This window comes from Corynebacterium sp. HMSC062A03 (assembly GCF_001811145.1).
GTDB lineage: Bacteria > Actinomycetota > Actinomycetes > Mycobacteriales > Mycobacteriaceae > Corynebacterium > Corynebacterium aurimucosum.
Genome location: NZ_KV803693.1, coordinates 1 through 19,886 on the forward strand (window position 1 = coordinate 1; position 19,886 = coordinate 19,886).

The 19,886-nt window shown below is 61.8% G+C and carries 15 protein-coding genes; 8 read left to right on the top strand and 7 right to left on the bottom strand.

The annotated features are described in order from the left end of the window. Positions 1-207: 207 nt before the first annotated feature. Complete coding sequence (locus tag HMPREF2781_RS09490; protein ID WP_246821836.1) at positions 208-3,426, bottom strand: ExeM/NucH family extracellular endonuclease; 3,219 nt, start codon at positions 3,424-3,426, stop codon at positions 208-210. A 229-nt stretch (positions 3,427-3,655) separates the two neighbouring features. Between HMPREF2781_RS09490 and purS the strand changes: the two genes are divergently transcribed. The 3 genes from purS to purL are packed head-to-tail and all read left to right on the top strand — an operon-like array spanning position 3,656 to position 6,874. Then, on the top strand, positions 3,656-3,886 hold the full coding sequence (gene purS, locus HMPREF2781_RS09495) for a phosphoribosylformylglycinamidine synthase subunit PurS (RefSeq protein WP_039676532.1): 231 nt from the start codon (positions 3,656-3,658) through the stop codon (positions 3,884-3,886). Further along, a complete protein-coding gene (gene purQ, locus HMPREF2781_RS09500; protein WP_070645623.1) occupies positions 3,886-4,548 on the top strand; it encodes a phosphoribosylformylglycinamidine synthase subunit PurQ in 663 nt (220 codons plus the stop codon). The genes purS and purQ overlap by 1 nt, the downstream gene beginning before the upstream one ends. Before the next feature lie 28 nt (positions 4,549-4,576). Next, complete coding sequence (purL, locus tag HMPREF2781_RS09505; protein ID WP_070645625.1) at positions 4,577-6,874, top strand: phosphoribosylformylglycinamidine synthase subunit PurL; 2,298 nt, start codon at positions 4,577-4,579, stop codon at positions 6,872-6,874. A 75-nt stretch (positions 6,875-6,949) separates the two neighbouring features. On the opposite strand, the gene HMPREF2781_RS09510 is transcribed toward purL, so the two are convergent. Continuing rightward, a complete protein-coding gene (locus HMPREF2781_RS09510) occupies positions 6,950-7,909 on the bottom strand; it encodes an Abi family protein (protein ID WP_070645627.1) in 960 nt (319 codons plus the stop codon). Positions 7,910-8,206: 297 nt separating this feature from the next. Beyond that, a complete protein-coding gene (locus HMPREF2781_RS09515; protein ID WP_070645629.1) occupies positions 8,207-9,244 on the bottom strand; it encodes an alpha/beta hydrolase in 1,038 nt (345 codons plus the stop codon). Positions 9,245-9,534: 290 nt separating this feature from the next. On the opposite strand from HMPREF2781_RS09515, the gene HMPREF2781_RS09520 reads away from it, so the two are divergent. Continuing rightward, positions 9,535-10,188, top strand: a complete 654-nt coding sequence (locus HMPREF2781_RS09520; protein ID WP_236659413.1) for a PAQR family membrane homeostasis protein TrhA — start codon at positions 9,535-9,537, stop codon at positions 10,186-10,188. Between the two features lie 27 nt (positions 10,189-10,215). Here HMPREF2781_RS09520 and HMPREF2781_RS09525 read toward each other — a convergent pair whose 3' ends face one another. From HMPREF2781_RS09525 to HMPREF2781_RS09535, 3 genes are all read right to left on the bottom strand, one after another. After that, the gene (locus HMPREF2781_RS09525) at positions 10,216-10,854 is read right to left on the bottom strand and encodes a DUF6891 domain-containing protein (RefSeq protein ID WP_070645632.1); all 639 of its coding nucleotides are present in this window, start codon (positions 10,852-10,854) and stop codon (positions 10,216-10,218) included. A gap of 106 nt (positions 10,855-10,960) precedes the next feature. Then, positions 10,961-13,045, bottom strand: coding sequence for an acyl-CoA dehydrogenase family protein (locus HMPREF2781_RS09530; protein ID WP_070645634.1), 2,085 nt, complete (start codon positions 13,043-13,045; stop codon positions 10,961-10,963). Between the two features lie 29 nt (positions 13,046-13,074). Then, positions 13,075-14,373, bottom strand: a complete 1,299-nt coding sequence (locus tag HMPREF2781_RS09535; RefSeq protein WP_070645636.1) for an acetyl-CoA C-acetyltransferase — start codon at positions 14,371-14,373, stop codon at positions 13,075-13,077. Between the two features lie 185 nt (positions 14,374-14,558). On the opposite strand from HMPREF2781_RS09535, the gene HMPREF2781_RS09540 reads away from it, so the two are divergent. Further along, entirely contained in the window at positions 14,559-15,899 is a 1,341-nt protein-coding gene (locus HMPREF2781_RS09540; protein WP_070645640.1) for a 3-oxoacyl-ACP reductase, read from the top strand. Next, complete coding sequence (locus HMPREF2781_RS09545; RefSeq protein ID WP_070645641.1) at positions 15,900-16,829, top strand: MaoC/PaaZ C-terminal domain-containing protein; 930 nt, start codon at positions 15,900-15,902, stop codon at positions 16,827-16,829. It begins immediately after the preceding gene. A gap of 50 nt (positions 16,830-16,879) precedes the next feature. On the opposite strand, the gene HMPREF2781_RS09550 is transcribed toward HMPREF2781_RS09545, so the two are convergent. Then, positions 16,880-17,914, bottom strand: a complete 1,035-nt coding sequence (locus tag HMPREF2781_RS09550; protein WP_070645643.1) for an acyl-CoA thioesterase — start codon at positions 17,912-17,914, stop codon at positions 16,880-16,882. A 33-nt stretch (positions 17,915-17,947) separates the two neighbouring features. Between HMPREF2781_RS09550 and HMPREF2781_RS09555 the strand changes: the two genes are divergently transcribed. Both HMPREF2781_RS09555 and purF read left to right on the top strand, forming a co-directional pair. Then, positions 17,948-18,352: a sterol carrier family protein gene (locus tag HMPREF2781_RS09555; protein WP_070443897.1), complete on the top strand. Its 405-nt coding sequence runs from the start codon at positions 17,948-17,950 to the stop codon at positions 18,350-18,352. A 34-nt stretch (positions 18,353-18,386) separates the two neighbouring features. Continuing rightward, entirely contained in the window at positions 18,387-19,874 is a 1,488-nt protein-coding gene (gene purF / locus HMPREF2781_RS09560; RefSeq protein ID WP_201829149.1) for an amidophosphoribosyltransferase, read from the top strand. The last annotated feature ends 12 nt before the right edge of the window (positions 19,875-19,886 follow it).

Here is a 19,886-nt window from a genome sequence, read left to right on the forward strand (position 1 = left end):
GTATATGCTCCACCAGCGCAATCCCCGAGTTGCGTAGGTGGAGGTAGGTTTCGATATCCCCCATGGCCACAGAGACTAAAACAGCACTAGCAACCCCGCAACTGGAGGAAGAAAATTCCTGGTTAGAGGGGTAATCGGGCTGGTAGGAGAAAAGCCCCTCAGATGAGGGGCTTAACGAGACTGAATAAATACGCTCAGCAGAGTGCTTTATTTAGACCCGGTCGGGACGCAGGCCGCGCCGATGATGCCAAGCGCAGCCAGCAGGCCGAGACCACCGGCAGCGTACTGAGCTTCGCGCGGGATGTTGCGGGCCATCGACTCAATCTGCTTCCGGACCGGCTCGAAGCCCGGGATGTTGAACTGTGTATTGGCAAACCCAAGGAAGGCCAGCGGGATGGCAAGGGCTGCGGGGATGGCGAGACCGAGGGCAGTCGGCAGGCAGCGCTCGCCAGTAGAAGAACCGGTTCGGCTGGCGGGCTTGCTGTCTACCTTGATGGTTTCGGAAGTGCCATCGGTGTACTTCACAACGAGGTTGCCCGCAGCGTCAGTGGTCACGGACTCGATACCACGGCCATCCTTGCCGTCTTGACCATCGGCTCCGTCCTTACCGTCTTTGCCGTCGCTACCCGGTGAGCCCTGGTCGCCCTTCGGTCCGACAAGGAGACCGAGATTATCGGTTGTGCCGTCGGTGTAGGCGACGATGACCTCGCCCCTGTCGTTGGTGGTCACGGACTCAATACCACGGCCGTCTTTGCCTGGCTTGCCGTCAGCGCCGTCTTCGCCGTCGGTACCATCCTTGCCATCGGCACCGACAACATTGCCGGCGTCTTCGGTGGTGCCGTCGGTGTAGGTGATGATGAGGTGGCCCTCGTCGTTGACGGTGACAGACTTGATGCTGCGAGACTCATCAGCCTGATCCTGGTCTTGAGCTGGATCCGGATTCTCAGCAGAGCCGCAGCCCTCGAGCTCGTCCGCAGAGCGTTTCACCGTCGCAAGGTTGAAGCCCACCTTGACCGGGTCGTGGTCGGAGGAGCGGTAGGGGTTATTGGCCTCAAAGACATCGCCGCCGGTGTAGTTGCGGCGGGAGTACTCCATGGCAATCGGCTCGTCGGAGTTGATGTTCCACGTCTGCGCGGCCTGGGCGTCGACGTGCTCGTTGGCCAGGATGTGGTCCAGGGAGCCGAGGTGGCCGGAGAACTGGTAGGAGGCCACGTCCTGCCAGTCCTCTTGGGCGTTGAGCTCCTCAACCGGGATGGTGTAGCCAGCGTTGCGGAAGACGGAGATGGCGTCTTCCTTGGAGTAAGCGTTTAAGTCACCCATGACGAAGGTGGCCTTCTTCTGCCACTTCGGCTGCTTGGACAAACCATCCAGGACTGCCTGGGCGTGGGCATTGCGCACGTTCGGGTTGTTGCCCTGACCATCGCCGGTGTCCTTGTCACCGTTGGCCACGGAGCCCTTGGACTTGAAATGGTTGGTTACCACCACGAAGGAATCGGGGCCCTCAGGAGCGCACTTGTCCTGCACTGGCATGAACTCGGCGGCGAGCGGGGTGCGGGCGGTACCCTTGAAACGCTCGTCCTCCAGCAAGGTGGCCTCACCTACTGGCTGGACGCGGTCCTTCTTGTAGATGATCGCGGTGCGGATGACGTCTGTATCGGCTGACGCGTTCGCCGGGGCCTTGACGTAATCCCACTTTTCAGACCCCGCACGGGAGTTGAGCTCACCCACGAGGTACTTCACAGCATCGTCGTAGGAACCGCCCACGGTGTTGGCGGCGTTCTCAATCTCCGACAGGCCGATAACATCGGCGTCGAGTCCCTCCAGCGCGGTGAGGATCTTGCCCTTCTGGTCGTTGAACGCGGACTCGGACCACGCGCCGCGGAAGGTGGGGCTGTCAGAACCCACGCCGTTGCCAAAGCGGTCATTGTAGGATTTCGCGCCGTTGTCTTCGCCCAGGTTGATGAAGAAGTTGAGCACGTTAAACGCCGCCACGGTGTAATCGCCAGCCACCTGCGGGGCCTCCGGACGGGCCGGGTCCCACGTAATTGGCAGATCTGCGGTAGCGGAGTCACCCGTAATCATCGTGGTGGGCTGGAAGCGCCACTGCTCGTGGCCGTAACCCAGGATGACGCCGGAGTCCGCGAACTCCACCTGGTTCGTCGTGCGAATCGTCTTCACATCCGAGCCATTTTGCATGATGTAGGGCAGCTTCGTGGATGCACCATCGCGGGAGAAGTCTCGCGTGGAACCGTCGTCCAAGATGACGTACTTCGCCGCGTTAGAGGCTTCCATGTCCTTTTGCTCCTGGGTGCCAGGGGAGACAATATCGGTGGGCTGGCGCAGCGCCTCGGTGCCCGGTGCTAGACCGAGCTCGCCGTAGCGGTTGAGGCCGTAGTTATCGGTCACCGTGTGCACGCCCGGCTTGAGCAGCATGGACTCGAGCTTCTCTCGCTCCTCATCTCCCTCGGGTAGGGCGTCGATGGCGAGCGGGGTGGCGGGATCGAGTGCGGTGTCGAGGACGGAGCCCTGGGCCAGGGCGATTTGGGTCTGGCCGTAGTACTCATCAACGGTGCCGGTGACCTCGACGGATTCCCCAATCTTTGGGTAGAAGCCGGTGCCGCCGGTGTAGACGAAGACAGCCTCAGAGGCCTCTGCCGGTACGGTGTCGCCCGTGCCCGGGGTCTGGATGGTGAAGCCGTTGAGGGACTTCTCACCCTGCCACACGGCGGTGACAACACCCTGGGTGGTGACGTTCTGTCCCTTGAGCGGGGACTCCGCGCCGGTGCCCTGGATTTCCGGGATGGTGACGGATGCGCCCGGCTCGGCCGGCTGTGGGTCCTCCGGCGCGGTGGCGCCACCGCCGGAGGAAGTAGGAGTCGGGGCGGCGGTGCTGAAGTCGGCGGCGTTGTCGTCGGTGTCGGTGCCGGCGTCATCGCGCTGCGCGGAGGTGGTGTTGCTCAAGGAAGAGGTAGGGGAGCCCTCGCTGAGCGACGCCTCCCCGTACCCCACGAGGTCTACTTCGGCCCCGGAGGCGTCGTAAAGCTTCACCGAGCCCTTGGAGCCGGACAGATTCAGGTTCCCCTCTGCATCAGGAGCAGGAAGCGGCTCACCGGTGCCGCCACCACCTTCCTGGATGAGGAAGTGGCCCGCGGCCGGGAGGGAACCGGACAGCTCGTGCTTTCCGCCAGAGTTGCCGGAGGCGGACAGGTACTCCACGGACCAGCCAGTGAGGTCGAGGCCAGCCGAGGTGGGGTTATAAAGCTCGATGAAATCGTGGTTAAACGCGGCACCCTTGTTGCCGCCGCCACCGTAGACCTCAGAGATGACGGCGTTGGAGCCGTCCACAGCGGCAGTGGCCTGGGGGACAACAATGCAGGTAGAGACAAGGGCGGCGATGGCGAGTGAGCCAATGCGTTTGAAATGCATGAGAGGTTCCTTGGATAGGTGAGAAAAGGGCAGCGCATCTCGTTCTACCTGGGTTTCGGGGCACGTGATACCGGAGCGCAGAGGGCGAGCTGGGGGTTAAGGTGGGATTCCCCAAGAATTCTTCAACCGTTTGGTTTGAATTCATCACCCCCAAAGATTCCGAATCTTTCATGCCGGCGGGATAGACTGGCGGGGCACCTATACTCACGCACAGTAAGGCAAAATTTTCATGGCTCGTGTAGTTGTCAATGTCATGCCCAAGGCCGAGATTTTGGACCCGCAAGGCCAGGCCGTCGTCCGCGCGCTGGGCCGCCTGGGGGTTGCTGGTGTCAGCGACGTGCGCCAGGGCAAGCGCTTTGAAATTGAAGTTGATGATTCGGTCAGCGCCGAGGAACTCGAGAAGGTGGCTTCCACCTTGCTGGCCAACACCGTGATCGAGGATTACGAGGTCATCCAGTAATGAAGATCGGCGTTATTACCTTCCCTGGCACGCTTGACGACGTCGACGCGGCCCGCGCCGCCCGCACCGCCGGCGCCGACGTCGTGTCCCTGTGGCATGCGGATGAAGACCTGCGAGGAGTGGACGCCGTCGTTGTTCCCGGTGGCTTTTCCTACGGTGACTACCTGCGCTCCGGCGCTATTTCGGCGCTGGCCCCGGTGATGCGCGCGGTGGTGGAAGCAGCGAATAAGGGCATGCCGGTGCTCGGCATCTGCAACGGTTTCCAGATTTTGACGGAGGCTGGCTTGCTGCCTGGCGCCCTGACTCGCAACCAGGGCCTGCACTTCCACTGCGTGGATACCTACCTCGAGGTGGAGAACGCACAGACCTCCTGGACCAGCGAGTTTGAGCAGGGGCAGCGAATCCTGATTCCGGCGAAGCACGGCGAGGGCCGCTTCCAGGCGGATGCGGAGACCGTGGAACGCTTGGAGGGCGAGGGCCGCGTGGTCTTCCGCTATACCGATAACTTCAACGGCTCCATCAACGGCATCGCCGGCATCACCAATGAGGCCGGCAACGTGGTGGGGCTGATGCCGCACCCAGAGCACGCCATCGATCTTCTCACCGGCCCGTCCACCGACGGTCTGGGTTTGTTTGTGTCCGCCCTCAAGGTCGTCGCTTAACCCGCGCCGACGGTTATAAGGAGAAACAATGACCGTACACAACGACACCGTCGAGCAAGCAGCCGCACAGCCTGAGCTGGAGCAGCCCTACCGCGAGTTGGGCCTGAAGGATGACGAGTACGCGCACATCCGCGAGATCCTGGGCCGCCGCCCCACCGACGCCGAGCTGACCATGTACTCGGTGATGTGGTCGGAGCACTGTTCTTATAAGTCCTCCAAGACGCACCTGCGCTACTTCGGTGAGACCATGACTGAGGAAATGGGCTCCAAGATTCTCGCCGGCATCGGTGAGAACGCCGGCGTGGTGGATATCGGAGACGGCAACGCGGTGACCTTCCGCGTGGAAAGCCACAACCACCCGTCCTACGTGGAGCCGCACCAAGGTGCTGCCACCGGCGTGGGCGGCATTGTCCGCGACATCATGGCCATGGGCGCTCGCCCGATTGCCGTGATGGACCAGCTGCGCTTCGGCCCGGCGGATGCCCCCGACACCAAGCGCGTTTTGCCTGGCGTGGTTGGCGGTATTTCGCACTACGGCAACTGCTTGGGCCTGCCCAACATTGGCGGCGAAACCGTTTTTGATGAGTCTTATGCTGGCAACCCGCTGGTTAACGCGCTGTGCGTGGGAACGCTGAAGGTGGAGGACCTGAAATTGGCCTTCGCCTCCGGTACTGGAAACAAGGTCATGCTCTTCGGCTCGCGCACCGGCCTCGATGGCATCGGTGGCGTGTCCGTGTTGGCTTCTGACACCTTCGAGGATGGCGCGGAGCGCAAGCTGCCGGCCGTTCAGGTGGGCGACCCGTTCGCGGAGAAGGTCCTCATCGAGTGCTGCCTGGAGCTGTACAAGTCCGGCATCGTCGTGGGCATCCAGGACTTGGGCGGCGCGGGCCTGGCGTGCGCCACCTCCGAGCTGGCCGCCGCCGGTGATGGCGGCATGGAGATCAACCTGGACAACGTCCCGCTGCGCGTCAAGGATATGACCGCCGCGGAGATCCTTGCCTCCGAGTCCCAGGAGCGCATGTGTGCCGTGGTGACCCCGGAGAACGTGGAAAAGTTCAAGGAGATCTGCGCGCATTGGGACGTCACCTGCGCCGAGATCGGTGAGGTTACCACTGGCAAGCACCTCATCATTCGCCATCAAGGCGAGGTCGTTGTGGATGCCCCAGCCGGCACCATCGCGGACGAGGCCCCGGTCTACGACCGCCCCTACGCCCGCCCGGAGTGGCAGGATGCGCTGCAGGAGTTCAAGGGCGTCGAGAAGCAGGACCTCACCGTGGCGCTGAAGAAGCTCGTGGCCTCCCCGGCGCTGTGCTCCCGTGATTTCATCACCGAGCAGTATGACCGCTACGTGCGCGGCAACACCGTGCAGTCCCATCACGCGAACGCTGGTGTGCTGCGCATCGACGAGGAGACCGGCCGCGGTATCGCGGTATCGGCTGATGCTTCTGGGCGCTACACCAAGCTGGATCCGAACATGGGCACACGCCTGGCGTTGGCGGAGGCCTACCGCAACGTCGCTGTGACCGGTGCCCGTCCGGTCGCCATCACCAACTGCCTCAACTACGGCTCCCCGGAGAACCCGGACGTAATGTGGCAGTTCCGCGAGTCCGTGCACGGGCTTGCCGACGGCGCCGTGGAACTCGGCATCCCCGTCTCCGGTGGCAACGTCTCCTTCTACAACCAAACCGGCGAGGAGCCGATCTTGCCGACGCCCGTCGTAGGCGTCCTGGGTGTCATCGACGACGTCCACACGTCCATCGGCAACGAGCTTGGACGCGTAGAGGAGCCGGAGGTCCTTGTTCTGCTGGGTGAGACCAAGGATGAGTTCGGTGGTTCCATCTGGCAGCAGGTAAGCGCTCGTGAACAAGGTCACGAGTCAGAGAAGGGACTCAATGGCCTGCCGCCACAGGTGGACCTGGCCAACGAGCAGTGTCTCGCGGACTTCTTCGTGGGCAACGAAGGCCTGACCGCTGCACACGACATCTCCGAAGGTGGCCTCGCCGTCACCGCATTCGAGATGGCCAAGCGCAGCGGCGTGGGCCTGAGCCTGGATCTGTCTAAGGTCCACGAGGACGCCTTCGTGGCAGCCTTCTCTGAGTCCGCCTCCCGAGTGCTGGTAGCAACGACCGCTGAACGCGTCGACATGCTGCTGCAGCGCGCCGAGGAGTGCGGCGTTCCGGCCGTCGTCGTCGGCCAGACCACCGACAACGGTGAGCTGGAGCTGGGCGGCGAGTCCGTTGCTGTTTCCGAGTTGCGCGAAGCTTGGGCGGCGACCCTGCCGGACCTCTTCGGTCACGCCGTCGGCGCGAACTCCGTCGTGGAGTAAAACGCGCAGTTCCGCTCAGCAGCGTTGACGCTGCATCAGCCCGGCTTCGGCCGGGCTTTTCCTTTTCCGAGTCATTTAAATTGTTTCTTCATCCCAGTTGCCATGAATACCGATACTGGCTTTTTCGACAAGAGGATTGGTGAGGAAGTGTCCATTTAACAAGGCCACTACTTTTTCAGGCCACGTGGTTCCAGGAGACACAGTCCGCAGTAAATGCGCCATGATTATCAAAGCGCCGAATAACTTCTCACTTTGATTCTCTGGAAGGATGTGTAGGTTTCCATTGTTCCGGATAACCTCAGTTGGAGCCGGAGCAAATGAACGATTCCACAGCCTTCCATGGTGGGCACATGTATTCCGAATGACAGTTAGCTGCTCGAGCCAACTCGCCAGCGGATGTTTCTTCGTAAGTCTTTGCTTCTGATTCCTATTCAAACTAGAGAAGTTGATCTTTATATTCAGCGCTTCCGAAATTGACCGTTGATCGTTGGATCCTAAGCCTGCATAGAGCTTTGAAATGTCCGAAAAATCGAGCACTTCAGCCACAACCCACATGGGATACTGTCCACCGTATTCATCAATGTAGTGCTTCACGGCGTCGCTCTTCTTCGCTCTCGCAAGCCGACCGTACGCTGTACTCAGCCACGACACGTGGTCAAAGTTTGGCCGAAAGTCGTCTGAACGGAGATAGAAAGTAGGATCATTGGGGTGTCGAGTACACAGTAGCTCGACGAGCTTGGTGCGCATCGCAACCTCGATTCGCTCCATACCATCATGAATCAGGGTACGGAGTTTCCGATCGGCTTCATATAAGGAGACGACGTCGGCAAAGTCAGTACCATCGACGAAGCTGCTAATTCGGCTAGTTCCGTCTTCAGTGAACTGTCTAGCCGGATACCAATAGGCGGAAAGCCGGTAGTAGCTGACGTGTGAAAACCATTGTTCAGCTAAAGCTCTGTCGATCTTCATGCCGCGGCTTTGCAGGCGAAGAATGTGTTCGCCAATGGTCGCTGCTGGCTTGAGCGTAGAAGACATGAAAAGCCAATCTAGAGGTGGGATGTGTTGCCACGATGACAGTGTTGGCGAGACTGCGCAAATAGAGATCCAGCCCACTCCGTGTTTCCGAAGGGAACCGGGCGGGCTGAACTATTAACCAAAATTTTACCGCAGAATCTTGACATGCGTCAATCCCTTTTTTCGGGCAAACGTGAACCTTGAAGATCTAGTTGTTTAGCTGAGGGTTAGTGGAATCAAATCCTGCAGTGGGTATATTTCGTGGTCGTGGTGATGAAGGGGGCTTGCGTCTGCAGTGAAGCGACAACCAGTCAAAACTTAGGCGCCGATAGTGCGGGCGATGGTCTGGTCCCAACTCAGCTTCATCTGGTGGGAGAAGAGGTTGAAGGTGTGCGAACCCTGGGGGCTGAAGTAGCGGTTCACGCGCACCCCGGCGTTGCGGGCGTTGCGGGTGAATTCCTCCGAGCACTGGTTGGCCACCATCTCTACCGCGCGGGGGCCCAGCCACTGGGCGGGGCTGTTGGTGCCATCGATGGGGCCCGGGGTGCCGGAGGCCGAGCCCACGAAGACCTCGACGTCGCGCAGGCGTCCGGGGTTGGCGTTGGGGTCGTGCTCGAACCACTGCGGGGAGCCTGGCAGGCCCCAGGCATTGAAGGAGGAGCCGCCGCCGTAGGCAATCATCGCGGTGGAGGTAGGGAAACCAATCGCACCGGAGCGCACCGGACAACCGGAGTAGGAGGCTGCGGCTTTGTAGCGCTGTGGGGCGTGGCCGGCGATGTCGAGTGCGGCGCCGCCAGTAGAAGAAATGCCGCCGATGGCATCGCGGCCGGTGCCGTGGAATTCGGCGTCGATCAGCGGGGGCAACTCAGCGGTCATGTAGGTGTTCCACTTGTTGACCCCCAGGATGGGATCCTCGGCATTCCAATCGGTGTAGAGAGAGTAGGCACCGCCGAGCGGCATTACGACGTTGACGTTCTTGCCCACGGCCCAGTGGCGGATATCGGAGTGCGTCATCCAGTTCATGCCGGCCTGGCCGCCCTCCACGCCGGGCAGCAGGTAGAAGGAGGGGCGCGGCTTATCGTCCTCAGGGAGCAGGACGTTATTAGAAATCACCGCATGATTGGCCGGGGACCAGACGTCCACCACCCAGTGGTTGCCGCCCATGTGGCGCTTAGAGGTAATGAAGGCCTTGTCACCGAGCCAGGGCTGCGGGTTGGTCACGCGCGAGGAAACCTCGCCGATGGTGCTGGACTGTGCAGAGGCGGAGCCGACGCCTGCCGACGCCGCTCCCAGCGCCACCATGGTAGCTGCGAACAGCGCCGCGGTGCGGCGAGAGCGTGAGACAAAGGAAAGCATAATGTGGGTAGTTTACGTGGCCAGTGCCCTCGTGCTGCAAATATTGGAAGAAAAACTGGAGGAAACTTTCGCTCCACCCTTGTCTGCCGCAATGCTCGGCCGTATAGTTACGGATACGTAAGTTTTGGGAGTGAATGCGTTATGCGCACGACCCGCATCTCAGGCAAGGCAAGGCCCCCACTATGAACGCACCCAGTGCTCAGAAATCGTCCCCGCAAGAATTTCCAGTTGAATCAGGCTCTGTGCAGGAAAATAGCACGATAGAGCAGCTCATCCAGCGCACGTACTGGATGGCGGACCGCGGCCCGCGCCCATTAACGCGCGGCTGGGGTCACCTCTTTGCTGCGCTTGCGTCCCTGATCGCATCGACAGTGTTGATTACCTTTGCGTGGATGACGCTGCCGTGGTGGCAGGGGTTAGCAGTAACGGTGTATGGCGTCGGCGTGGTTGGCCTCTTTACAGTCTCGGCGCTGTACCACCGCTGGCCATGGGTATCGATGCGTGCTGTGCAGTGGTGGCGGCGTGCTGATCACGCGACGATTTCGGTGTTCATCGCGGCGACCTACACGCCGCTGTGTGCCATCGTGCTGGAGCCCACGCAGGCGCTATGGATGCTGACTGCTGCGTGGGTGGGCGCCACCATGGGGGTTGTCTTGAACTTGGTGTGGATTAATCATCCGCGGTGGCTGGACGTGGTGGTCTATCTCGTGCTGGGTTGGCTCATCCTGCCTCTGTTGCCGAATCTGTGGCACTCCGCAGGGCCGGCCGTGGTGTGGCTGCTTTTTGCGGGTGGCGTGGTCTATTCAGTGGGGGCGCTGATGTACGGCTTCAAATGGCCGGGTCGCAACGCACGTTGGTATGGCTACCACGAGCACTTTCACACCGCGACGATTGCCGCGGCGGTGGTGCACATGGTAGCCATCTGGATGGTTGTTGCGGGCTAGCTTTAAAGGATCTATTGAAAGCGTCTATTAGGCGTTGGTGAGGTCCTCCGCGAGGGGAAATTCGACAACTAGGCCTTGGCAGAGCACACGTGCGTTAGGGTTGCCATCCCACGTGGGGTTGAAACCAACCGCACGCAGCGCTTCGACGAGTAGCTCGCCAACGGCCACAGGTGTGCTGAGCTCGGCATCGGTTTTCATAGTGCCGAAACCAAAGAAGAGATCTCCGGTGTGGATCAGCCTGTCGACGTCCTGCATGTGGCAATAAACATATCCTGTGGCATCGTCTTCTTCCGCCTTTTCGGCGCCGTACTCGGCGCCGTCGGAGGCGTCCCAGCCCTCGTCGAAGCTGAAGGCTAGGTTGCGCTGTTGCAGCTCATCACGGAGGGCATCGAGGCGCTGTGCGTCAGCGGACTTCTCTGTGACCTTCTGTGCGTACTCAGCGGCAACTTCGTCGATGATGGCGTCGAAATCTTCTGGGAACGGGTCCTTGCGGGTGCGGGTCCACTCGGAAGGATCGTCGAGAAGCTCGATGAAGTCGTTGTGAATGTCCTGGCGTGAATGGCCGTGGCACAGATGCAGCGAGATGTCGTTGCGAAGGGTTCCGGAGACCAAGATGTCTTCGGAAGGCGGGAAGGAACTGGAGAACATGGAGTGTGATGTGGTCATGCCTGTGGATGGTAGATGCGGGATACTGACAGTGGCCGAAAACTGGGCGAAAGCAGGGAGGGCACCCCGCCAGGTGGCGGAAGTGCCCTCGAGATGCGTGGCGTGACTAGACGTGGAGCGGATCCACACCGGCCTCGGTGAGCATCGGGATGTTGTGTACCTCAGGCGGAACGCCGAAGGCATCCACGAGTACGACGGACCATGGTGCGAGCGAATCGACGAGGTCGTTGATAGCAGCGCGGGCGGCCTTCATGCGGCCGGCCGGAATCAGGTTGTGCTCCTGGTACCAGCCCGCGTGCTGAACCAAGGTGTCGAAGACAAAGAGGTGGCGCAGCTGCTCGAAGACCTGGCGTGCCAGCGAACCTTCCTCCAGACGCTCCTCTGCCTCAATCATGGCTTGGACCAACAAGGTATCCACACGGGCCCAGCCGGCGGCGATGAGGTGATCCTGGCACTGGTCCACGATGGCAGCAGCCTGCACCTTATCGGCCTTGCGGGCTGGCTGGATGCGGCGCACGAGGGAGAAGAGGATGGACTGGGCACGGTCGTCGATCAGCTTGGCCTGGTAGGTGGCGTCGAAAAGCGAAGCCTCAGAAGGATTCACGCGGTCCACCAGGCTTTGCAGGCGGGTGGTAAAGCCGTAGCGGCGGCGAACCACATCGGTGGCGGTGGAGGCCGCGTATTTTACGGTGTCCCACGGGCTCATGTCATTCATCGCGCGGCCATAGGCGGTGAGCAGGTTCTTGCCCACCATCTGGATGAGCACGGTGTTATCGCCCTCGAAGGTGGCGAAGACATCGGAGTCGGCGCGGTAGGTGGTCAAGCGGTTCTCCGACATGTAGCCAGCACCGCCGCAGGCCTCGCGGCATTCCTGGATGGTGCGGGTGGCGTGCTGGGTCTGCGCAGTCTTGATGGCCGCAGCCAGGGATTCCATCTCGCGGGAGGCGAACTTCTGCTCTTCGGTCGGTTCCGTCACCGACCACGTTCCGGCCTCATGCTGATCGTTTTGCTCCTGGTAGCGTTCCAGAATCTGGTTGTAGAGCAGGTGCAGCGCGTAAGTACGGGCCAGCGGAATGAGCAGGCGGCGACGGTGCTGACGGTGCTCGATGAGGCGCTTTTCCGCGCCGGTGGCTCCTTCGAACTGGCGGCGGCAGTTGGCGTAGCGGATGGCGATGTCCAGGGAGGCCTCGGTGGCCGCGCCCGCTGCGCCGGATACACCGATGCGGCCGCGGATAAGCGTGCCCAGCATGGTGAAGAAGCGGGCATTCTTGGACTCGATCGGGGAGGAGTACTTACCCTTCTCATCGACATCGGCGAAGCGGTTGAGCAGGTTCTCGCGTGGCACGCGGACGTTGTCGAAGCGCAGGGTGCCATTGTCCACACCCACCAAACCACCCTTGTGGCCATGATCGCCCAGGGTGACGCCTGGTAGCTCGTTGCCTTCTTCATCGCGGATAGGGACGATGATGGCGTGGACGCCATGGGAGCGGCCATCGCTGTCCGGGGTAATGAGCTGGGTGAAGACGACGGCCGCACGGCCATCCTTGGCGGCGTTGCCGATGTAGTTCTTCACCGCGGAATCGGAGGGGGTGTTGATGATGAACTCATCGGTCTCCGGGTCGAAGGTTGCGGTGGTCTCTAGGGATTGTACGTCGGAGCCGTGGCCGCGCTCGGTCATGGCGAAACAGCCCGGAAGCTCCAGGCTGGCGGCCTTGTTGATCCAGTCGAGGTGGCGCTCGGTGCCCAGCTGATCTAGCGCGCCACCCCACAGGCCCCACTGCACACCGGACTTGATGGCCAGCGAGCCATCAACCCAAGCTAGGCCCTCGAGGGTGAAGGTGGAGAGATTCGGTTTGCCGGCGCCGCCGTGTGCGCTGCGCAGGCCGTGGCTGAATCCGCCGAAATCGCGAACCTTGGAGAGGTTCTCAAAGGTGTGCTGGCGCTGCTCCGCCATGGACAGGTGGGGCTTTGGGAAGAGCTCCGGGTCATTGAGGAAGGTGCGCAGTTCCTGGCGGAAGGCGGCATGGGGGCCGTCGAGAAGCGCGGCAAGTTCGGTGGCAACGGAAGGCTTGGGGGTGGTGGGCAGGCGGTGCGGGCTGCGGGCCTCCGCCTTGGGTGCATCGGTGGTGGCTTGGTTGTTGAGCTCTGGGGAGACGGGTTTCTTGTCTGAAGAAGACTTGGTGAGTGCCATGATGGGGGTCCTTTCTGAGAGGGCGGTGCTTAACGCTCGACGATGGCTGCGACACCCTGGCCGCCGGCGGCGCAGATGGAAATGAGGGCGCGTCCGCCGCCGTTTTCCTCAAGAATCTTGGCCGTGGTGGCGAGGATGCGGGTGCCGGTAGCGGCGAAGGGGTGACCGGCTGCTAGAGAAGAGCCCTTGGCATTGAGCTTGGCGCGGTCGATGGGGCCGAGTGCAGACTGCAGGCCGAGGCGCTCGCGACAGTAGGTCTCGTCCTCCCATGCAGACAGGGTGGCGAGTACCTGGGAGGCGAAGGCCTCGTGGATCTCGTAGAAATCGAAATCCTGCAGGCTTAGGTTGTTGCGCTCGAGCAGGCGCGGGACCGCGTAGGTGGGGGCCATGAGTAGGCCGTCGGGGCCGTGGACAAAGTCGACGGCCGCGGTCTCGGAGTCCACCAGGAAGGCGCGGGGTTCGATGTTGTGTTCGGCAGCCCACTCTTCAGAGCTGAGGAGGGCCACGGAGGCGCCGTCGGTCAGCGGCGTGGAGTTGCCTGCGGTCATGGTGGCCTGCGTGCCGTGCTGCTCGGCATCGCGTTTACCAAAGACTGGCTTCAGCTTGGCTAGGGACTCCAGGGAGGAGTCCGGGCGCAGGTTGGTATCGCGATTGACGCCGAGGAAGCCGGTGGTGAGGTCATTGAAGAAGCCCTCCTCCCAGGCCTTGTGGAGGTTCTGGTGGGAGGCGAGTGCCAGCTCGTCCTGGGCTTCGCGGCTGACGTTCATCTCGCGGGCGGTGATGGCGGCGTGGTCACCCATGGAGAGCCCAGTGCGGGGTTCGCCATTCTGCGGCTGCTCCGGAGCCAGCTGCGATGGGCGGATGGAGCCGACGAGCTGTGCGCGCTGTGCGGCGGTCTTGGCACGGGTGAGGTTGAGCAGTGTGCGTCGCAGCGTGTCATTGACAGCCAGCGGGGCGTCTGAGGTGGTGTCCGTTCCTCCTGCGATGCCGGCGGAGATGCGTCCTTGGGCGATGGCATCGCCGACGTGGATGGCTGCCGCAAGGGAAGTGCAGCAGGCCTGCTGCATATCGATAGCTGGCGTCGTGGAATCGAGGGCGGAGCCGAGTACGGATTCGCGGGTGAGGTTGAAATCGCGGGAGTGCTTGAGAACTGCGCCGGCTGCCACGAGGCCTAGGCGTTCATCGTGCAACCCGTAGCGTGCCACGAGGCCATCCAGCGCACTGGTAAGCATGTCCTGGTTGGACGCATGAGCGTACTGCTTATTGGAGCGAGCAAAGGGAATGCGGTCGCCACCCAGGATGGCTACGCGGTGCGGGGGGTTGGTCATTGAAAACTCCTTCGCGAGTGGTCTTGTGCGAATCGTCCCAGTGGGAGGGGGTAGCAACCCGACTGTTTATTTCGCGTCACAACTAAAGTGATATTGTTAGTTCTATCACTTAATTAACTAACCTTGCAACCGCTCGATCAAGGCTTGCAAGGTTGTGAAGAACCGAGAAAGGAACAGGCCAGCCTATGTCGCACGTCACATTTGCTGAGAAGCTCATCAACTCACCGCTCGCCGCCAAAGCAGGAGTACCGCAGGGGTACCCCCTGCGCCGCCACAAGATAGGGGAACCGGCGCTCGATGGTCCCATTGTCATCGGCGGTCAGGGGCGCATCGCAGACTTCCTGCGCTCCCAGCTAGCCGTGGACTACCAGGTCATCAACTCTTCGGCAGAGGCGAAGCGCGCTGCCCTCGTCTTCGACGCCACTGGTCTAGACACCCCTGAACAGCTGCGTGAGCTTTATGACTTCTTCAACCCCCAGATGCGCAACCTCCTGCCATGCGCGCGCTTGGTAGTTGTCGGCACCACCCCGGAGGCGGCAGATACCATCGACGCCCGCATTAGCGCACGCGCCCTCGAAGGCTTTACCCGTTCTTTGGCCAAGGAGATGCGCAAGGGCGGCACTGTGAACCTGGTGTGGGTAGACCCCGCGGCCACCGCAGAGGTGGAATCCACGGTCCGCTTCTTTCTTTCCGGAAAGTCGGCTTTCGTGGATGGGCAGGTTGTGCGCGTCAGCGCCCAGGGACAGGTTCCTTCCGGACATAGCAGTGGGACACAGAACTGGGAGCAGCCACTCGATGGGCGGCTTGCAGTGGTGACCGGTGCCGCCCGCGGTATCGGCGCCACCATCGCGGAAGTGCTGGCGCGCGACGGTGCCAGCGTTATCTGTATCGACGTCCCACAGGCCAGCGAGCACCTGGCAAAGACCGCGAACAAGGTCAAAGGCACCGCGCTGCCTCTCGACGTCACTGACCCTCAGGCCGCGGACAAGATTGCCCAGCACGCCCAGGAGCGCCATGGCCGAGCTATTGACGTCATCGTTCACAACGCCGGCATTACCCGTGACAAGCTTATGGCCAATATGAATGAAGGCCAGTGGGATGCTGTCCTGGCCGTTAACCTTCTGGCGCCGGTGCGTATCACCGAAAACCTTCTGGAATCTGGCTCCCTCGCACCGGGTGCGGCCGTGGTCGGTGTGTCCTCCATGGCCGGCATCTCCGGTAACCGCGGCCAAACGAACTACGCCACCACCAAGGCCGGCATTATCGGGCTGGTCGACGCCCTGCGTCCCGTCCTCGCCGAGAATGGTTCCACCATCAATGCCGTGGCGCCGGGCTTCATTGAGACCGCCATGACCGCCGCGATGCCGACCGGCCCGCGCGAGATCGGCCGCCGCCTGAACTCACTGCAGCAAGGCGGCTTGCCTGTTGACGTCGCCGAGACCGTCGCTTTCTTCGCCTCGCCGGCCTCCGCGGCGGTAAGCGGCAACACCGTCCGCGTCTGCGGCCAGAACCTCATGGGAGCCTAAATGAACGTCACCACACTCAACGAGATTCCAGATCTTCCTGCGCTCTACCGCAGCCTGATGGTAGGCGCGGTGCCCATCCCCGGGCTGGGGGCAGGCAAGCGCAAGGTCGACGACCCACAGACTGCTTACCGGGTCGCGGGAGTGCGCGTAGACACCGAGCACCTCGCGCGCTACTGCCAAGCCACGGGCCTGCGTCTGGGCAACGAGCTGCCCGCTACTTATCTCTACGCGCTGGCCTTCCCCCTCGCCATCAAGGTGATGGCCGCCCAGGACTTTCCTTTCCCCGCTGTGGGCGTGGTGCACCTGTCCAACCGCATTGAACAGATCCGCCCGCTGCGCGTCGACGAGAGCTGCGACATCACCGTGCATGCGGAAAACTTGCGACCGCACCGCAAGGGGCTGGTCATTGATATGGTGACCACCTACAGCGTGGAGGGGGAGGAGATCTGGCGCCAGACATCGGTCTTTCTAGGCCAAGGCGCGAAATTCACCAAGGACACCCCGCGGCAAGTGAAAACGCGCCCGGAGGCCGAGCGTTTCCTCGACTTCCCCGGCGATGAGGTGGGAACCCCCACGGCAACGCTGCGCTTTAGTGCCGAGAGCACTCGCGTCTATGCGGCGGCATCTGGCGATAAGAACCCCATTCACGTTTCCGCCGTGGGAGCCAAGCTCTTCGGCTTCCCCGCGCCCATCGCGCATGGCATGTACACGCACGCCCGTATGCTGTCGGTGCTCGACGGCACCCTTCCGGGTGCTGTTCGCATCAGCGCGGATTTCTACAAGCCCGTCATTCTTCCAGCGAGCACGGGAGTGTTTGTGGCTCCGAGCGTCGCCACAAACAGTGAGATCGGAGCCCGCACCGTTGCGTTGCGTAAGGCCAAGGACCCAAGCTCCCTCCACGTGGCGTGCCGGGTTGAGCCAGTGGACTAGCCCCTCGGCACTAGCGCCAAGCAGCTGTGGGGTGGTGGGGGAGCCTCGGGCTAATCTACGTGCTGGTGCTGTGGTGCCACCACCAGCGGCTTCGGGGAGTACTTGCCACGCAGGCCACGAAGAATGCCGGCGTGCTCCCAGAGGCGCTTATCCTCTTCGGTGCGTGGAGTGAACTGGCGGGCAGCTAGCGGCTGCCAGTCGGCGTCCATCGCCATGTAGGAGACGGTGGCGTGGATGGCGGTTTCCAATTGCTCGCGGCCACCGCGCGGGTTGCCCGAGCGCACGTGGACCGACATCTGCATCGAGCGGGTATCCGTGCGCATCATGCGGGCATCCACTTCGATGAGGTCTCCAATGTGAATGGGCCGGTAGAAGCGAATACCACCGGCATAGACCGCGACGGTGTGCTCACCCGACCATTCCATAGTGCAGGCAGCGCCGGCCTCATCAATCCATTCCATGGCCGTTCCGCCGTGAACGTTGCCGCCCCAATTGACATCGGTGGGCTTAGCCAAGAAGCGGTTTACCATTCGGGGTGCATCGGAAGGGCCATCATAAGTCTGCTTTTCCATTTCCGCTTCGATGGCCTGGCGCAGCTCGATGCGGGATTCTGCAGCCTCCCACACACGCTGGTGCTCAGTGGTGTCCGGAATCAGCGGCGGAACAGCCACCGACTTTCCGGTCTCGGTATCTTTGGCCACGAAGATGACGAGGCAGTCGCAGGCGCGGGTAAAAATGCCATCGCGAGGGTCAGCGGAGAGCACCTCGTTGACGATGTGCATGGAGGATCGCCCAGTCATCGCGATTCGTGAGCGCACCTCCACCAAGTGGCCCGAAGGGATTGGGCGAGTGAAGTGAATATGGCCCACGTAGGCTGTCACGCAGTAGGTGCCCGACCACTGGACCGCGCACGCATAGGCGGCCTTATCGATCCACTCTAGAACGCGGCCGCCGCCGATGCCTTGGGCGCCGGCGATAGTGAGATCTGTCGGGGCGGCCATAAACCGCAGCGTGATGGAGGGAGACTTGCCGGTGGGAACCAGCTTCTTTTCTTCCGAGGAGCTTGGTGGCATGGTTGGTGACATGGATAACAAAGTATCAGGGAGCGTGCTGACCGTATGAAAAAGGCTGTTGATGCCGCCACCACCCGCGCTGCTGTCGAAGCGGTGGAGGAGTGGATCCGTGACCCTGAAGGGGTGGAAAAACCAGGTCGACCGGCTCTTGCGAAAGCCACTCGGACCACAGCTCGCCTGTTGGAGGCGGACGCGCCGGGTCACTCCGTGGAACTGCGGGTCCCCCCATTCGTGGCAGTGCAGTGTATCGCCGGGCCTCGGCACACCCGGGGTACTCCTCCGAATGTGGTGGAGACGGATCCCCAGACGTGGTTGCAGCTGGCCACGGGCGTCCTGGACTGGGAGCAGGCGCTTCACGACGGCCGCGTGGACGCCTCCGGCTCCCGTTCTCACGAGATCGCTGGCTGCCTGCCCGTGATTCCGTTAGTTTTCACTGGCCGGAACGGCTAGGATTAGCGCCGTGGTAGCTGAACACGTCCAGAGCATGACTAAGCCCCTGTCTACGGATCCCAGCCTGGATCCGGAGCCCCGCGAAGAATGCGGAGTCTTTGGTGTTTGGGCACCAGGAGAAGAGGTTTCCAAGTTAACCTACTTCGGACTTTTCGCCCTCCAGCACCGCGGTCAAGAGGCCGCCGGCATCGCGGTCGGGGATGATGACCGCATTGTTGTCTTCAAAGACATGGGCCTAGTCTCCAATGTCTTCGATGAATCCATCCTCACCTCACTGCACGGAAACGTGGCCGTCGGCCACACGCGTTATTCCACTGCGGGTGGCAAGGAATGGTCGAATGTACAGCCGATGTTTGGGACGTCGCCCAGCGGCGTCGACATCGCGCTTGGTCACAACGGAAACTTGGTGAACTACCAGGAGCTGCGCACCAAGGCTGTGGAACGCGGGCTCATCAAACCGCAGGAAGAGTCCGTTTCGGACTCCATGTGTCTGTCCATCTTGTTGGCTGATGGCGTGAGCGAAGACAGTAGCGTGTTCGATTCCGCTTTGCAGCTCTTGCCCACCGTGAAAGGAGCGTACTGCCTGACCTTTACGGACGGGCACACCCTCTACGCCGCCCGCGACCCGCATGGCGTGCGCCCGCTTGCCCTCGGTCGGCTCAACACGGGCTGGGTGGTAGCCAGTGAGACCTGTGCGCTCGATATCGTCGGCGCGCAATTTATTCGGGAGATCGAACCGGGCGAACTCGTTGCTATCGATGAGACGGGCATTCGCTCCGAGCGCTTTGCAGAAACTAAGCGCCACGGCTGCGTCTTCGAATATGTCTACCTGGCGCGGCCGGATACCAATATCAAGGGCCGTTCGGTCAACGCTACGCGCGTGGAAATTGGGCGTCGTCTAGCGCGCCAGTACCCAGCACCCGATGCGGACATGGTGATCCCCGTTCCTGAGTCCGGCAACCCGGCCGCCGTGGGATATGCCCGCGAATCCGGGCTGACCTTTGCGCATGGCTTAGTGAAGAACTCCTATGTGGGGCGCACCTTCATCCAGCCCACACAGTCCCAGCGGCAGATGGGCATTCGCCTCAAGCTCAATCCGCTGCGGGAGGTCATCGAAGGCAAGTCCATCGTGGTGGTGGATGATTCGATCGTGCGTGGTAACACGCAGCGCGCACTAATCCGGATGCTACGGGAAGCCGGCGCTGCCGAAGTTCACGTGCGCATTGCCTCCCCGCCGGTGAAGTGGCCATGCTTCTACGGCATCGACTTTGCCTCGCCAGGCGAGCTTATTGCCAATGCCAACCCCTCCGATGATCCGGAAGAAGTAGCACAGACCATCTGCACCGCGATCGGTGCGGATTCGCTGGGCTTCGTCTCCACCGATGAGATGGTGGCGGCTACCCAACAGCCACGCAACGAACTGTGCTGCGCATGCTTCGATGGGAAGTACCCACTCGGACTGCCCGCCGGAAACCCGAATGCTGAGGCCGTGCGCACCCTGCAGGGCTCGACGACAAACTAAGGAATAAGGACT